Raw genomic sequence first — 15,148 nt, 5'->3', positions numbered from 1 at the left:
CATGAGATTGTCACGGTTGGAACATTTCAGGTCTTGCAGAGGCTTGTCCGAAATGGTAAAGGATGGCTTGAACGATACGTTCCGACGCTTTTCCGTCCCCGTAAGGGTTGGCCGCTTGACTCATTTTTTGGTATAAATCGGCATCGGTCAGCAGCGCTTTGGCCCGTTCATACACCTTCTCTTCGTTCGTTCCAACCAGTTCCAATGTCCCTGCATCGATCCCTTCAGGTCGTTCAGTCGTTTCACGAAGAACAAGAACAGGTACCCCGAACGATGGCGCTTCTTCCTGAAGACCGCCAGAGTCAGTCAAAATCATGTGCGCATGCGGATAAATGTTATGGAATTCGAACACATCCAGCGGTTCAATCAATTTGATTCGCGGATGTCCACCCAGCATTTCATAAGCAGGTTCCTTCACCGCAGGGCTTAGATGCACTGGATATACAATCGCAATATCCTCGAATTCGTCGGCAATGCGTCGAACGGCACGGAAGATTTGACGATGCGGTTCTCCTTGAGCTTCACGTCGATGTGCCGTCATCAGGATCAGACGCTTGCCTTCCGCCCATTCAAGCACAGGATGAGTGAAATCTTTCTGAACCGTGTATTGGAACACATCTGTTACCGTATTGCCCGTAACAAAGATGGATTCTTCGGACTTATTCTCCTTGCGAAGATTACTAGCCGACAAATCCGTAGGAGCAAAGTGAAGGTCTGACAGCACGCCTGTTAATTGGCGGTTCATCTCTTCCGGATACGGGGACATCTTGTTCCATGTCCGCAATCCCGCTTCCACGTGCCCTACTTTTACCTGCTGCATGAAAGCGGCATAGCTTGCCAGGAAGGTGGTTAATGTATCTCCGTGAACGAGAACCAAATCCGGCTTCTCCTCGCGGAAAACGGGGTCCAATCCCTGAAGCACGCGGATAGTAACTTCATTGAGCGTTTGACGCTCCTTCATAACATCCAGATCATAGTTCGGCTTAATTTTGAACGTATCCAGCACTTGATCGAGCATCTGACGATGCTGTGCGGTCACGCAAACCAACGATTCGATTTGCTCCGGATACTTCTGAAGCTCTAACACGAGCGGTGCCATCTTAATGGCTTCCGGCCTTGTACCGAAAATCGTAATTACTTTAATTTTGCTCATGTTCGTTCTCCCTCCACTATGCCGTTAATCCTTAGTACTCGTATTGCCTTATTTCGTTCCGAATAAACGGTCCCCTGCATCGCCAAGACCCGGGATAATATAACCGTGATCATCTAAATAATCGTCAATGGCGGCCACATAAATATCGACATCCGGATGCGCTTGTTGTACGGCTTGTACACCTTCAGGCGCAGCAATCAGACACATCAGCTTGATTTGCGAACAGTTTCTATTCTTCAATGCAGTAATGGCAGCATTAGCCGAGCCTCCAGTTGCAAGCATCGGATCAATAACGATCAGCTCCCGCTCCTGTACATCGGTAGGCAGTTTGGCGTAGTATTCTACCGGCTCAAGCGTTTGCGGGTCGCGGTACAGCCCAATATGGCCGACCTTGGCTGCAGGAACAAGCTTCAAAATTCCATCTACCATGCCTAGACCGGCACGCAAAATGGGGATCAATCCAAGCATCCGGCCGGATATAACACGGCATTCGGCGGTAGCTACAGGTGTCTGCACCTCTACCTTTTGCAAAGGAATGTCCCTTGTAATCTCGTAAGCCATCAGCGTGGCCACCTCATCGACAAGCTCTCGAAAATCTTTCGTAGTTGTCGCCTTGTCTCTTATGTAAGTGAGCTTGTGCTGTATCAACGGATGATCGCACACAAATACTTTTCCCATACTATGTCCCCTTTACGCCAAATCTTGTCTATTATACCACAATTGCTGAACGTTATCCTAACAAGATTGACAATTTCGTTTCTAACCCCTTACGCCATGAGAAAAACGTTATCGACGCCCTTTTGTAGAAGTACGACCGCATTTAGCGGAATTTTTTATAGCCAATAGGAAAGCCCTTCACTACGACAATGCTATAGTGAACTTAAACTTAAACTTTCCTATGTGGTAAAAAGATAGGGTCTAAACGACAGAAAGAGCTCCTTTCTGCAGGATGAATTCAGCTTCATCATCTAGCGGAAAAGAGCTCTTCATGTCGAACTTATTTATTCTGCAGCATATGGAACACCTGTTCCACATCTTTGTCGCCACGTCCTGACAGATTGACGATCAAGATGTCGTCCTTAGACAGTGTTGGAGCCAGCTTCAGAGCATAGGCAACGGCATGTGCGCTTTCGAGTGCCGGAATAATGCCCTCGGTTTTGGACAGCACTTGGAACGCATCAAGTACTTCCTCGTTAGTCACAGTATAGTATTCCGCGCGTCCGCTTTCTTTTAAAAAGCTGTGCTCCGGTCCGATACCCGGGTAGTCAAGACCTGCTGCGATGGAATACGTCTTGCGAGGCTCACCGTTTTCATCCAGCAATACCAGGCATTTAAAGCCGTGTATTACGCTTGGAACCCCCTCGGTAAGGGTTGGGGCCTGGTCCGGCTCAACACCGATCAATCGAACCGATGGTTCATCGAGATAATGAGCGAACGAACCAATAGCGTTACTTCCACCTCCGGTACAAGCCAGTACAGCTGTCGGCAGACGTCCTTCTTTCTCCAGTATTTGACGCTTGGATTCCTCGCTAATAATGGATTGGAAGTGTTTAACCATAGTCGGGAACGGATGCGGCCCAACAGCTGAACCGAGCAAATAGAAGGTGTTGCGGTAGTTTTGCACCAGATCCCCCAATGCTTCATCAACCGCATCCTTCAATCTTCCTTGGCCTTTTTCTACCGGCACCACTTTGGCGCCTAGCAGCTCCATACGGAATACATTCAAAGCCTGACGGCGCGTATCCTCTGCCCCCATATAAATGGTGCAGTCCATATCAAACATGGCGCATACTGTTGCCGTAGCTACCCCGTGCTGTCCAGCTCCAGTTTCAGCGATAATGCGCTTAGCGCCCATTCGTTTAGCCAGTAAAATTTGACCAAGGACGTTATTAATTTTATGAGACCCGGTATGATTGAGATCCTCACGCTTCAAATAAATTTTTGCGCCATCCAGCTTATCTGTTAAATGCTTGGCGTAGGTGAGTGGATTCTCACGCCCTACATACTCTTTCAAGTAATATTGAAACTCTTCTACGAACTCAGGGTCATTCTTATAGGTCTCGAACTGCTGTGCCAAGTAATCCATAACTTCCTGAAGCTCCGGAGGAATAAAGCTGCCCCCGAATGAACCAAAGTAACCTGCAGTTTGTTCCGCACTCATAAATATAATCCTCCTCCATTATTCGAAAAGCACTGTATTAATTGTACTAAACCCCCTAGATTATACAAGTAGTCCGCCTGTTATTTTATTTTATATGCTGACCTGCCCTTAGGAGGGTCGCCTTTACATTAAAAGTGAGCTAGCCCCATCTGACCTTTCCTTTTCATTCCACGTAAAAAAAGCCGGCAGCTGCTAGGCAGCGCCGACTTGAAGTTCAAGCTATTAGTATGCCAATCCTGGATAAAGAGGGAATTGAGCCGTCAAATCTTTTACCATGCCGCGCGCTTTATCAAGAACTGCTGCATCGGTTGGGTTTTTCAATGTCAAAGCAATGATTTTGGCAATAGTCTTCATAGCTTCTTCGTTCATACCGCGGGATGTTGCCGCAGGCGTACCAATACGAATACCGCTAGTAACCATTGGTTTGGCCGGGTCGAAAGGAATAGCGTTTTTATTAACAGTCACGCCTACTTCATCCAACAGATGCTCTGCATCTTTACCGGAAATGTTCAAGCTGCGCAGGTCGATCAGCATCAAGTGGTTATCTGTGCCGCCGGATACGAGGTCAACGCCCTCTGCGACCAAAGCTTCGGACAATGCCTTGGCATTGTTAACTACGTTTTGCGCATAAGTTTTGAATTCTGGTTGCAAAGCTTCGCCGAAGGATACGGCTTTAGCGGCGATTGTATGCATCAATGGGCCGCCTTGTGTGCCTGGGAATACGGCTTTATCGATAGCTGCTGCCCATGGTTTACGGCACAAAATCATACCGCCACGAGGACCGCGAAGCGTTTTATGTGTTGTTGTTGTTACGAAATGCGCATAAGGAACTGGGTTCGGGTGCAGACCAGCTGCAACCAAGCCAGCGATATGAGCCATGTCCACCATGAACAATGCGCCAACATCATTAGCGATTTGACTCAAAGCTTCGAAGTCGATGATGCGCGGATAAGCGCTGGCACCAGCAACGATCAAACGAGGCTTATGCTTGAAAGCTACTTTACGTACTTCATCATAGTCGATACGGGAATCGGATTCTCTTACACCATAAGCAACGAAGTTGTACAAAAGACCCGATGCGTTAACAGGGCTGCCGTGAGTCAAGTGTCCGCCGTGAGCCAGGTTCATACCCAATACGGTATCGCCTGGTTGCAGAGCTGCCAAGTAAACCGCCATATTCGCTTGTGCGCCGGAGTGAGGCTGAACGTTAGCGTGCTCGGCACCGAACAATTCTTTGGCACGATCACGAGCAATGTCTTCCACAATATCAACGTATTCGCAACCGCCGTAGTAACGACGACCAGGGTAACCTTCGGCATATTTGTTCGTAAGTACCGTACCCATAGCTTGCATGACCGCTTCGCTAACGAAGTTTTCGGATGCGATCAATTCGATTTTGTCGCGTTGGCGACCGATTTCAAGGTTCATAGCCTCAACGATTTTAGGGTCTTGCTTGCGTAATTGTTCCACAGTTAGTTCCTCCTTAGGATGGGCTTATATTTTTATAAAGAGAAAAATTCCTCTGCTTAAACTAACTTCATTATTTAACATTTGTTATGTGCAAGAGCTTGCATCATTCTGTACAGAACTGTCCATATCATAAACCGCTCGTACGCCTCCGATAAGCTTGGGGCGAGTATAAGCAGCCAGTATAGACGCCTGTCCGATCATTCGGATTGATGGCTTAAATGGTACTGCCACCCTTTTCAGATGCATCCCGATCAGCGTACCTCCGATATCGATACCTGCATGGGCTTCAATAGTCTCAACGACACAGGCTTTCGGAAGCTTTTTGAATGCATAGGAAGCCATTGAACCTCCTGCCCTAGGGACCGGAACAACCGAAACGGGGTCCAGCCGATACTCCTTCATAACCTCACGCTCTACTACAATGGCACGGTTCAAATGCTCGCAGCATTGATATGCCGGATAAAAGTGGACTTCCTTCCGTACAGCTTCCATTGCCGCAAACAGCTGCTCCGCTACCTCTTCCGTACCCGAAGTGCCGATATGCTTGCCTAATACTTCGCTGGTGCTTGTTCCAAAGACTACAATCTGCCCCGGCTCTATGTGACCAGCCTGAATGAGCTCCCGAAGCGCCTGCTCCAAGTGGAGACGAATTGCACTCAAATCCAGTGACGTTTCTTCCGCAACAGCTTGCTGGGATTGTTCTGCTTTGTCCATAATGAATCGCCTCTTTCGCCAGGCTATCCGCTTACGGATGAAGCGCGTATTTATCTTCCAGCGCTTTTACTTTATTGATCCGATTTTGATGGCGTTCCCCACGGGAAAATTCAGTCTCCAACCAGATCTTCACGATTTCTTGAGCTACCCCCGGACCAATAACGCGTTCGCCCATGGCAAGCACATTCGTATCGTTATGCTCCCGCGTAGCTTTGGCGGAGAACAAATCATGCACCAGTGCGCAACGGATGCCAGGCACTTTGTTCGCGGCAATGGTCATGCCAATTCCCGTACCACAGATCAGAATCCCTTTGTCCGCTTGCCCCGCAACCACTTGATCACATACGGCGATCGCATAGTCTGGATAATCGACGGAATCCGTACAGTTACAGCCTAAATCGGCCACCTGGTGTCCCAGTGATTCAATAAATCCTACCAATTCATCTTTCAAACGAACTCCAGCGTGGTCTGCTCCAATTGCAATTTTCATTTGTCTTTCGCCTCCTAACCATAGTTAGCTCCATTATAACCGATAGATAGCCGAAACACGAAAAAAGAGCATGCAGTGTGCTGTTTCCAGCACAACGATGCTCTTTGCCCAGGCGACCGGCCGTATACCTCGATGCTCCACTGTGGTTAGGCCCACTCGTCGCCAGTTACATCAAGGTCCATTAATTGTATCTTTATCATAGCGGAAATGACGTCACGTGTAAAGCCTAAAAAGTGATTCCTCTGGAGTCCATTTGGAATTAGTTACGGTTCCGGCTCCACCTTTTACAGAGAGGCTTTCAGCTTGGCGATCAGCTTAAGCAGCGAAGCTTCAATTTCTGCCGCACATGCCCTGTATTGCGCTAAGGAGCCTCCGAAGGGATCCGCTATATCATAGTCAGGCAGCTTGCGTTCGAGCGTTAAAATTCTTGCTCGTTCCTCATCTGTCACTTGTTGGGACAGTGCCCGCTTCACCTGCAGGTCGGCAATCAACCGCTCCATCTCGGCTATCCGGTCAGCCGCTTCAGGATCATCCTCCACATATTCTTTCAATGTATATATTTTATCGACGAACTCCGGATAGCGTCCTATCGCATGCTGCTTATGTCCGGACGTCATGGTCAACACGACATCCGCCCATTCGATTAAAGAGCTGGATAACGCGCTGGAGGACATGTCACAATCGCTGCCTTTCTCCTTTAATACTGCCGCCGCATGATGAGATACGGGAGTGCCGTCAAAAGCCGCAACCCCAGCCGAACGGACTTCAAGATGCGGTAAATTGTGTTCCGCCAGCAGCCGCCGGAGTAATCCTTCGGCCATCGGGCTGCGGCAGGTATTGCCGGTACAAACGAATAAGATTCGATTCATCAGGGATCCCTGCCTTTACTTTTCATTAAGGGCTCTAAATGCAGCCTTCACTATTATTGTACCTCAAAATGTTTAAAATAGGGACCTATAAACGATTCATTTTCATAAGATGGACCGATGTTTACAGTAAAAAATGCACGCCAAAGGCCAGCAAAATAATCCCGCCCATCGCTTCTCCGTATTCACCGATCCAGCGCCCCATTTTGCTCCCAAGCAGCAGGCCGATAATCGACATGATCCCACCGACGGTCCCAAACATAATAACCGTCAAAGCCATATCTCCGGCAAACATTCCAAGCGAGACGCCAACTGAAAAGGAATCGATACTGACACTAAGCGCGAACAAGATTAAGCCACCTAGTGTGCGGTGGTCGATGGAACGTGATTCTTCGCCTTTTATGGAGCTGTATACCATATGAATGCCAAGCAGCAGGAGCAAGGCACCACCAACCTTGGTGGCGATTCCGCCCATCAGTGAGCTTACATAGCTGCCCATAAACATTCCCATCAAAGGCATGATCATATGAAATAAGGCTATAACGAAGCTAAGCTTGATAATGTCCAGCTTGCGGATGCCTCTCATCCCTATACCAATGCCGAGCGATAGTGCATCCAGTCCCAAGGCGATAGCCATGATCAGTATAGCGATAAATTGCCCCACCATCAGCGGAGATGTCCAATCCATTATTTACTCACCCCTTGTCCCCGTCCCTAATCAACATATGCGGACGAGTTAAGAATCATGACTTAGGGCTTGAAAACGGTCCGTTCTTATCACAGATAAATGGGCAAAAGGCTGTTTTTTATTGCCATTTTTCGCAATAACGTTTGGATTTATTCATTACGCTTACGGAGAGCATGAAGGCAGAAAAGCTTGAGCCTCATGCAAAGGCTAAACTATTACCGATGAAGCTAAAAAAACACACCGGCTCTTCCGAGACTTCCGGAATGTCGGTGTGTATAGATCAGACATGAATAATACGGTCGCCGGCCGCTTTGCGCAGCCGGTTCATGATCGCCGCCCCGATACCTTCTTCGGGGCAGGTTTCACCCATGATGAAGTGGACTCCCACTTCATCGAACTCGCGCAGCGCGGCGTAGAGCCCGTGCGCCAGCGATTCCAAGTCGCCGATGCTTCCGCAGGCGACGATATGATCTGCGCGCAGCAGCGCGGCGTGCTCACGGTAAGTGAGTACGCCCGTGCGTTCCCCGCGCGCGTGAGCCTCGTCGAGCTCGCGTTGGATGCGAGCGAGCACCCGTTCAGGAGCATCGCCCTGAACGAGAGTCATTACGCCGCGCGGGGCGTAATGCGTGTACTTCATCCCCGGCGCGCGGGGAGCGGCGGAGGGCTCGTGGTGCGCTGAAGCTTCGCGCACCGTAATGCCGGGCAGCACTTCGCGAAGCTGTGCTGTGGTAATGCCGCCAGGCCGCAGGATGTGGAGCACACCGCCGCCGGCTTCGCCAGCTGCTGGGGTGTACTCCACCACCGTCGACTCTACGCCGACCCCAGTCGGCCCTCCGTCGACGACGCCGTCAATGCGGCCAGCAAGATCCTCCAACACATGCTGCGCTTGTGTTGGGCTTGGCCTTCCCGAGCGGTTAGCGCTTGGAGCAGCCACAGGGCAGCCTGCAGCAGCAATCAGCTGCAGCGCCACGGGATGGTCGGGCATCCGCAGCCCGACCGAGTCCAGCCCCGCGGTGACCAGCGGGGACAGAACGCCTGGCCGTACCGGCAGCACCACAGTGAGCGGCCCCGGCCAGAAGGCGTCCAGCAAACGCGAAACGGTCTCATCCGGAGGAGCGACAAGCTCCTCTACTTGAGACCGTTGTGCAATATGAACGATCAATGGGTTGTCCGACGGCCTGCCTTTGGCCTTAAAAATCATTTCTACCGCTTCCGTCTGTCTGGCATCTGCCCCCAAGCCGTACACGGTTTCCGTAGGAAAAGCGACTAGCCCGCCTTGCCGCAACGTATTTGCCGCTTCTGCCAGTGATTCCGGCTGCGGCTGATCCGATGAGACCTTCCAGTATGCTGTCATCCTTAATCCATCCTATCCCGATATCCTTTGCGTCCACATCTATATCCAATCCTCATCCAGTGAGGAGCTTGCTTGAAACCTTTTGAACAACTTGTTTACGCAAACATCGAACCTAATTTTTTAAGTAAATCCCAGAGGAAGAACCTTACCTCCGGTTGTTCAGACTTAGTTTCCGCCTTAGCCACAACCTGCTTGCTACTTTCAAATCCCCCTGCTTTTGCATCCTTGACCAAACCACTTGTCGACTTCGCTGGTTTCAAATCTTTACCGGATGTAGTCTCTTGTAAGTCTTTTGTCTTGCTTGATGCCACCTTCTCTGCTGTCTCCGATGCCGCTTGAGCATTAACCTCGTTCGGCTTCTTGGCAATCACTTCCGAGTCAACGAAGCAAAGTGGAGGAAACAGGACACACCACCAATTTTGTCCCTCAGCTTCACCGATGGATACCCGAAGCGCCTCGTAATTTCCGGCAGGGTATACTTCGTTCCCATACATCTTCGTAGGAAAAGGAACAACGCCCAGCTCCACTTGATAGGTGTAATTAAAACCGTTTTTACGCAAAGTGAGTCCGACCAAATCATTCAGCTCCGGCAAATGGTTCCGGACCGTTTGTCTTGCTTCCTCAATCGTTTGAGGCCCGGTAACCCACTGACTCATTTGCTTAACAATAGCATCGCGCACTTCTCTTTTGACCCATTGATCAGAAGGAGAGTCCGAATTGGCCAAAATACGCAATCGAATCGACTCTTGTGGAATGCCTCCCTCTGAGCCATTCGAGGCAGCCTCCACCTTGGAGGCAAATACTACGGCATTCTCGCGTTGTGCTTCCCAGCAGAAGATTAATAGAATAAGTGCAAAAGCTATAAAATAATACCGTACTCGGGAAGTCCGTTTCACCATGGCTTGTTTCCCCTCTCGTTATCGCTTCATAGTTTTAGTATGAACCGATAAGAGAGGTTCTAAACCTAGCAATCTAGCATTTTTTAATAGAGATTCTGTTTTATAAGAAACCAAATTGCTTTATCCATTTATTTACCATTACCAGACTTCCATGCCATAACATGTCGCCCAATACCCGCCAAATCCGGTACAATACGTATCTCGTCCCACTCCGCCGCTTCAGCAAGCATTCGTGACACAGCTTCAGCCTGGCCCATTCCAACCTCAAGCCCGACAAGTGAAGGCATCTTGACAAGCTCGCCCAGCTGCGCGATGAGTCGCCGGTACAGCACCAGTCCATCCTGTCCGCCGTACAAGGCAGATGCAGGCTCATACAGCCTTACCTCCGGCTGCAGCCCCGCTTCATCCTCCTCCGGTATATACGGAGGATTGGATACTACAGCATCGATTCGCAGCTGCTGCTCGATGTAAGGCTCCAACAGGTCACCCTCTAAGAAGGTGACTCTTTCTCCTACACCGAGGCGCTCTGCATTCTCTCGTGCAACCATTAAAGCTGTCGGCGAGATGTCCGAGCTCATCAGGCGCCAGTGCGGGCACTGAGCGGCAAGAGTCACGGCAATGGCTCCGCTCCCGGCCCCTATATCGGCAACGAGCGGAGCAGCGTCTTTCCCAGGCCAGAGCCTGCTTCCAAGCAGAACCATCTGTTCGACCAGCAGCTCGGTTTCTGGACGTGGTATAAGCACCGCAGGCGTTACCTTGAAGGTAAGTCCATAGAAATCCTGTTCACCAATAATATATTGGACCGGCTCTCCAGCCGCTTTACGCTCCAGCAGCTCATGCCATTGCTTTTCAAGTTCCACGGGGAACATTTCATGCCAGCGAAACAGCATTTCGCTGCGGTTCCAACCAAGCAAATGCTGTATCAACAGTTCAGCGCAGTTGGACGCTTCGCTCACATCATACCCCTGTAAAAAAGAAGAAGCCTCAACATAGGCTTCACGAATCGTCAACTTCCGTTCGACGGTCATTGGTTTACTCTTGTTCCCCTTTATCCATAAGGTCCGATTGCGCAGCAATCGTCAAGGTGGAGATGATTTCGTCCATATCGCCGTTCAATACAGCATCCAAACGATGCAGTGTCAAACCGATACGATGGTCGGTAACACGGCTTTGTGGGAAGTTATAGGTTCTAATGCGTTCGCTTCGATCTCCTGTACCCACTTTGCTTTTCCGCTCGCCAGCATACTTGGACATTTCTTCCTGCTGCAGCTTATCGAAAATCCGGGCACGAAGCACTTGAAGTGCTTTTTCCTTATTGGAGTTCTGCGACTTTCCATCCTGACATGTCGCAACAATGCCCGTCGGTACGTGGGTTACCCGAACCGCCGACTTCGTCGTATTAACGGACTGTCCGCCCGCACCGCTCGAACAAAATGTATCGACGCGAATATCGTTATCGTTAATTTCGATGTCAATGTCTTCCATTTCAGGAAGTACAGCTACAGTGGAAGTGGATGTATGAATCCGTCCGCCCGATTCCGTAGTTGGGATCCGTTGGACACGGTGAGCACCGCTTTCGTACTTCAGCTTACTGTAAGCTCCCTTACCGTTCACCATAAAGATGATTTCTTTAAATCCGCCCAGATCGTTCATGCTGACGTCCATAACGTCCGTTCTCCAGCCTTGAGTATCGGCATATTTGGAATACATCCGGTACAAGTCCGAAGCGAACAAAGCCGCTTCATCTCCACCCGCAGCGCCGCGGATTTCGACGATAACGTTTTTGTCATCGTTAGGGTCCTTAGGAAGCATCAAAATTTTGATACGCTCCTCCAGTTCCTCCTTACGTTCTGAAAGCTCATCCAGCTCCATCTTGACTAGCTCACGCATTTCATCGTCCAGCTTCTCGTTTTGCATAGCTCTGGCAGCGTCGTATTGCTCTACGACCGTTTTGTATTCGGTATAAGCCTCGTAGGATTCCTGAAGATCGGATTGCTCCTTGGAATACTCCCGCAGCTTTTTCGTATCGCTCGTTACATCCGGATCACACAGAAGCTCGCTTAATTTCTCATATCGGTCCGCAAGTGATTGCAGTCTGTCTAGCATCATCATTCACCCCTTATGTCACATCAGATAGTATATAGTTTAGACGTTAAAACGGAAGTGCATAACATCGCCGTCCTGCACCACGTACTCTTTTCCTTCCAAACGCAGCTGTCCTTTTTCTTTTGCCGCGTTCATCGAGCCCGCATTAACCAAATCATCGTAGCCGACAACCTCTGCACGGATAAATCCACGTTCGAAATCAGTATGAATGACCCCAGCTGCTTGCGGAGCTTTCATACCTTTGCGGATCGTCCAAGCACGAACTTCTTGTACCCCAGCGGTGAAGTAAGTGTACAAACCAAGCAGCTTGTAAGCAGCCTTGATCAAACGATTGAGACCGGATTCCTGCAAGCCAAGCTCTTCTAGGAACATTTCTTTGTCTTCGCCTTCAAGCTCAGCGATTTCGGACTCTACCTTCGCGCTGATCGGAACTACTTCGGCACCTTCAAGAGCCGCGAATTCACGAACTTTTTGTACGAAAGGATTGTCCTCTGCATTCGCTACTTCCTCTTCACTCACATTAGCTGCGTACAGCATCGGCTTCATTGTCAGCAAATGAAGGTCACGAATCAACAGCTTCTCATCATCAGTTAATTCCACACTGCGAGCCGGCTTGTCGTTATACAACGCCTCTTTAACCCGCTCCAGGCACTCAACTTCAGCAGCGTATTTTTTGTCGCCGCCTTTCATATTTTTACGGGAACGCTCAATCCGCTTCTCAACTGATTCAACGTCAGCCAAGATCAACTCCAGGTTGATAGTCTCAATGTCGCTGATAGGATTGACCGTACCGGATACGTGTGTAATATTCTCATCTTGAAAACAGCGAACAACGTGGACAATGGCGTCCACTTCACGGATGTGGGCAAGGAACTTGTTACCCAGTCCTTCGCCTCGGCTTGCGCCCTTAACAAGTCCAGCAATATCTACAAATTCAAATGCCGTTGGAACGACACTTTTAGGAACGACCATCTCCGTTAACTTCACCAGCCGCTCATCGGGAACCTCTACTACACCTACGTTCGGATCAATCGTACAGAAAGGGTAGTTTGCTGACTCAGCGCCCGCTTGCGTAATCGCATTAAATAAAGTGGATTTGCCAACGTTCGGCAGGCCCACGATCCCAGCTTTCAAAGCCATGTATAGGACAACTCCTTAATTATCGTTATTCAATATCCCTAAATAGTTATTATATCGCAAAAACAGGGTTTCTGTCACCTTACTGCTTCTTTTTCCAATAAAAATCATTGAATGCCCATGACTTACCCCATAAATGAGCTATTTCTTGAGCTTTCCTTAATACAACTTTGTCTAAAGCATTAACGAGGCGAGCATATAACAGTATAATGAATATATATTTCTCCATGAAAAAAGGTGATCGCAATGAAAGCCCGCTTCGTTGATTCCAATCTTCAGTCCGATACATTCGAACACCCGATTATGCTGTTTGACGGAGAATGCCGTTTTTGCAGCGGCTCGGTCCAATTTATTATTCGCCACGACAAAAAGGACATATTTCGCTTTGCACAGCTGCAATCGGATACGGCACAATCGCTATTGCCTCCAGAAATTCTGGATGATCCCACTATCGATTCTGTTATTCTCATCGATGAAGGCATTGTATATACTCACTCTGCTGCTGTACTGCAAATTTGCAAACGACTCGGCCGCGGCTGGACTCTGCTTTATATATTTACATGCGTGCCAGCACGTTGGAGAGACAGCCTATACCGCTGGGTCGCCAAACGGCGTCACAAGCTGCTCGGCAAACAGGATAGCTGTATGATTCCGACGGCCGACATACGGCGCAAATTTATATGAATATACGGATCCTATGCGTAGATCTCCTTATCCCCATTTGGGGATAGAAATTGGAACAAACCAAGGGAACTTGCGGAAATATCCCCAATTACCTACAATGAAATGTGCATAATAACTGGGTTATCCACAAAGTTATCCACAGCATGTTAACAAATCGAATACTTGTTCGTCAGCATCCACCTGTGAATAAGTTGATATTAGAAATGAGGTGCCTGTGTGCAACAACAACATATCCCTTTTATGAACGCCGCTATGGAAGAAGCCCGCAAAGCTGAGGCACTGTTAGAAGTACCTATTGGTGCCGTTGTCGTATGGAATGACACCATTATCGGCCGCGGCCACAACCTACGTGAGACGACTCGAGACCCGCTTGCTCATGCGGAACTCATCGCCATAAAGCAAGCCAGTGAACATTTGAATGCTTGGAGATTGCTTGATTGCAGACTTTATGTGACACTGGAGCCTTGCCCGATGTGCGCCGGCGCGATCGTTCAGTCCAGAATTCCACAGGTTATTTACGGAACAACCGACCCTAAGGCGGGCTGCGCAGGTACTCTGATGAATCTTTTACAGGAAGAGCGCTTTAATCATCGTGTGGAAGTCACTTCAGGCGTGCTTCAAGAAGAATGCAGCAGCATGCTTACCCAATTTTTCCGTCGGTTAAGAGGAAAAGCATAAGAAAACCGTTCTTTAGTGAAATTAGCATTCCCTATGTGGAAAAAAGCAGGAGGCTCGGGTTATCCCGGCTCCTGCTTTTTTCTTATGATATGACTTGATTATCAGATCCTCTAAGCTCAACCTGCACACCCTCTGGAAGCACTACCGTTACCGTCATCCAAGGATAATACGATTGAAGCCCTTGTTCCGACGGCAGTCGTTTGATCTGCACATACATGACATCTCCGGCTGTATGTACGGAAACGATCTGGTCCTTGTCCAACGGACGGGATTGCTCGCCACCTTTAATCCGTTCACGAAACGTACCGAATACCTGAACGGAACGATCCGTTGATTTATCAATTTTTATACTTTGGTCTCCCGATTGTACGACAATCTTTTTTACACCATCTCCCAAGGCTTCCTTCACGGTAGGTAAATCCCGAGTTTGCTCCGTCGCCCCTATCATGGAACGAACCTCACCCAAAATACCAACCGATGTGAGCATTGTAAAGCCAAGACAGCCGATACAAAGTACTCCAACGAAAAACAAGCTCATAAAATCATAATGAAGGATGCTGTTTTCTTTTCGGGAGAACAACAAATAGAGAATAATTTCCAATCCCAGCATGACGAAGATAATCGGCCACCAAGCAATGAACACATCAAAGGCCTGGGCACCCCGCCACTGAGACATAAACAAAATGACGCCTAATAAAATTAAGGTTAACCCCATCGATAACGTGCCTACACGCCACTTTTTCATCGT

The 15,148-nt window shown here is 48.9% G+C and carries 16 protein-coding genes and 1 riboswitch; of the genes, 2 read left to right on the top strand and 14 right to left on the bottom strand.

Features of this window, described 5'->3' with window-relative positions:
- Positions 1-10: 10 nt before the first annotated feature.
- From wecB to ychF, 13 genes are all read right to left on the bottom strand, one after another.
- Positions 11-1,153 carry a non-hydrolyzing UDP-N-acetylglucosamine 2-epimerase gene (wecB, locus tag QMA13_RS00185; protein WP_282938745.1) on the bottom strand — a complete coding sequence of 381 codons (1,143 nt, stop codon included), beginning with the start codon at positions 1,151-1,153 and terminating at the stop codon, positions 11-13.
- Between the two features lie 48 nt (positions 1,154-1,201).
- Positions 1,202-1,831 (bottom strand): uracil phosphoribosyltransferase, encoded by a 630-nt coding sequence (upp, locus tag QMA13_RS00180; protein ID WP_282938744.1) that lies wholly within the window; start codon positions 1,829-1,831, stop codon positions 1,202-1,204.
- Positions 1,832-2,150: 319 nt separating this feature from the next.
- Positions 2,151-3,314, bottom strand: coding sequence for a tryptophan synthase subunit beta (trpB, locus tag QMA13_RS00175; RefSeq protein WP_282938743.1), 1,164 nt, complete (start codon positions 3,312-3,314; stop codon positions 2,151-2,153).
- A gap of 222 nt (positions 3,315-3,536) precedes the next feature.
- Positions 3,537-4,784, bottom strand: a complete 1,248-nt coding sequence (gene glyA / locus QMA13_RS00170) for a serine hydroxymethyltransferase (RefSeq protein ID WP_282938741.1) — start codon at positions 4,782-4,784, stop codon at positions 3,537-3,539.
- 84 nt (positions 4,785-4,868) lie between these two features.
- Positions 4,869-5,498, bottom strand: coding sequence for a TIGR01440 family protein (locus QMA13_RS00165; RefSeq protein ID WP_282938739.1), 630 nt, complete (start codon positions 5,496-5,498; stop codon positions 4,869-4,871).
- Positions 5,499-5,529: 31 nt separating this feature from the next.
- Positions 5,530-5,988, bottom strand: coding sequence for a ribose 5-phosphate isomerase B (rpiB, locus tag QMA13_RS00160; protein WP_282938738.1), 459 nt, complete (start codon positions 5,986-5,988; stop codon positions 5,530-5,532).
- 99 nt (positions 5,989-6,087) lie between these two features.
- A riboswitch (ZMP/ZTP riboswitch) is annotated at positions 6,088-6,168 on the bottom strand.
- A 104-nt stretch (positions 6,169-6,272) separates the two neighbouring features.
- Positions 6,273-6,857 (bottom strand): low molecular weight protein arginine phosphatase, encoded by a 585-nt coding sequence (locus tag QMA13_RS00155; RefSeq protein ID WP_282938736.1) that lies wholly within the window; start codon positions 6,855-6,857, stop codon positions 6,273-6,275.
- A gap of 121 nt (positions 6,858-6,978) precedes the next feature.
- Positions 6,979-7,542, bottom strand: coding sequence for a manganese efflux pump MntP (locus tag QMA13_RS00150; RefSeq protein WP_282938734.1), 564 nt, complete (start codon positions 7,540-7,542; stop codon positions 6,979-6,981).
- 280 nt (positions 7,543-7,822) lie between these two features.
- The gene (locus QMA13_RS00145) at positions 7,823-8,896 is read right to left on the bottom strand and encodes an L-threonylcarbamoyladenylate synthase (RefSeq protein ID WP_282938732.1); all 1,074 of its coding nucleotides are present in this window, start codon (positions 8,894-8,896) and stop codon (positions 7,823-7,825) included.
- Between the two features lie 95 nt (positions 8,897-8,991).
- Positions 8,992-9,795, bottom strand: a complete 804-nt coding sequence (gene spoIIR / locus QMA13_RS00140) for a stage II sporulation protein R (protein ID WP_282938731.1) — start codon at positions 9,793-9,795, stop codon at positions 8,992-8,994.
- Between the two features lie 128 nt (positions 9,796-9,923).
- Positions 9,924-10,823 (bottom strand): peptide chain release factor N(5)-glutamine methyltransferase, encoded by a 900-nt coding sequence (gene prmC / locus QMA13_RS00135; RefSeq protein ID WP_282938730.1) that lies wholly within the window; start codon positions 10,821-10,823, stop codon positions 9,924-9,926.
- A 4-nt stretch (positions 10,824-10,827) separates the two neighbouring features.
- Positions 10,828-11,901 carry a peptide chain release factor 1 gene (gene prfA, locus QMA13_RS00130; RefSeq protein WP_282943182.1) on the bottom strand — a complete coding sequence of 358 codons (1,074 nt, stop codon included), beginning with the start codon at positions 11,899-11,901 and terminating at the stop codon, positions 10,828-10,830.
- 39 nt (positions 11,902-11,940) lie between these two features.
- The gene (gene ychF, locus QMA13_RS00125) at positions 11,941-13,041 is read right to left on the bottom strand and encodes a redox-regulated ATPase YchF (RefSeq protein ID WP_282938729.1); all 1,101 of its coding nucleotides are present in this window, start codon (positions 13,039-13,041) and stop codon (positions 11,941-11,943) included.
- Between the two features lie 243 nt (positions 13,042-13,284).
- On the opposite strand from ychF, the gene QMA13_RS00120 reads away from it, so the two are divergent.
- Positions 13,285-13,722, top strand: coding sequence for a thiol-disulfide oxidoreductase DCC family protein (locus tag QMA13_RS00120; RefSeq protein WP_282943181.1), 438 nt, complete (start codon positions 13,285-13,287; stop codon positions 13,720-13,722).
- 216 nt (positions 13,723-13,938) lie between these two features.
- Positions 13,939-14,400, top strand: a complete 462-nt coding sequence (gene tadA, locus QMA13_RS00115) for a tRNA adenosine(34) deaminase TadA (protein ID WP_282938728.1) — start codon at positions 13,939-13,941, stop codon at positions 14,398-14,400.
- A gap of 82 nt (positions 14,401-14,482) precedes the next feature.
- On the opposite strand, the gene QMA13_RS00110 is transcribed toward tadA, so the two are convergent.
- Positions 14,483-15,145, bottom strand: coding sequence for a LiaF transmembrane domain-containing protein (locus QMA13_RS00110; protein ID WP_282938726.1), 663 nt, complete (start codon positions 15,143-15,145; stop codon positions 14,483-14,485).
- Positions 15,146-15,148: the final 3 nt, after the last annotated feature.

Origin of the sequence: Paenibacillus sp. RC67, from assembly GCF_030020805.1 — a bacterium.
Classification (GTDB): Bacteria; Bacillota; Bacilli; order Paenibacillales; family NBRC-103111; genus Paenibacillus_S.
This window is presented reverse-complemented; position numbering and strand designations above follow the sequence as displayed.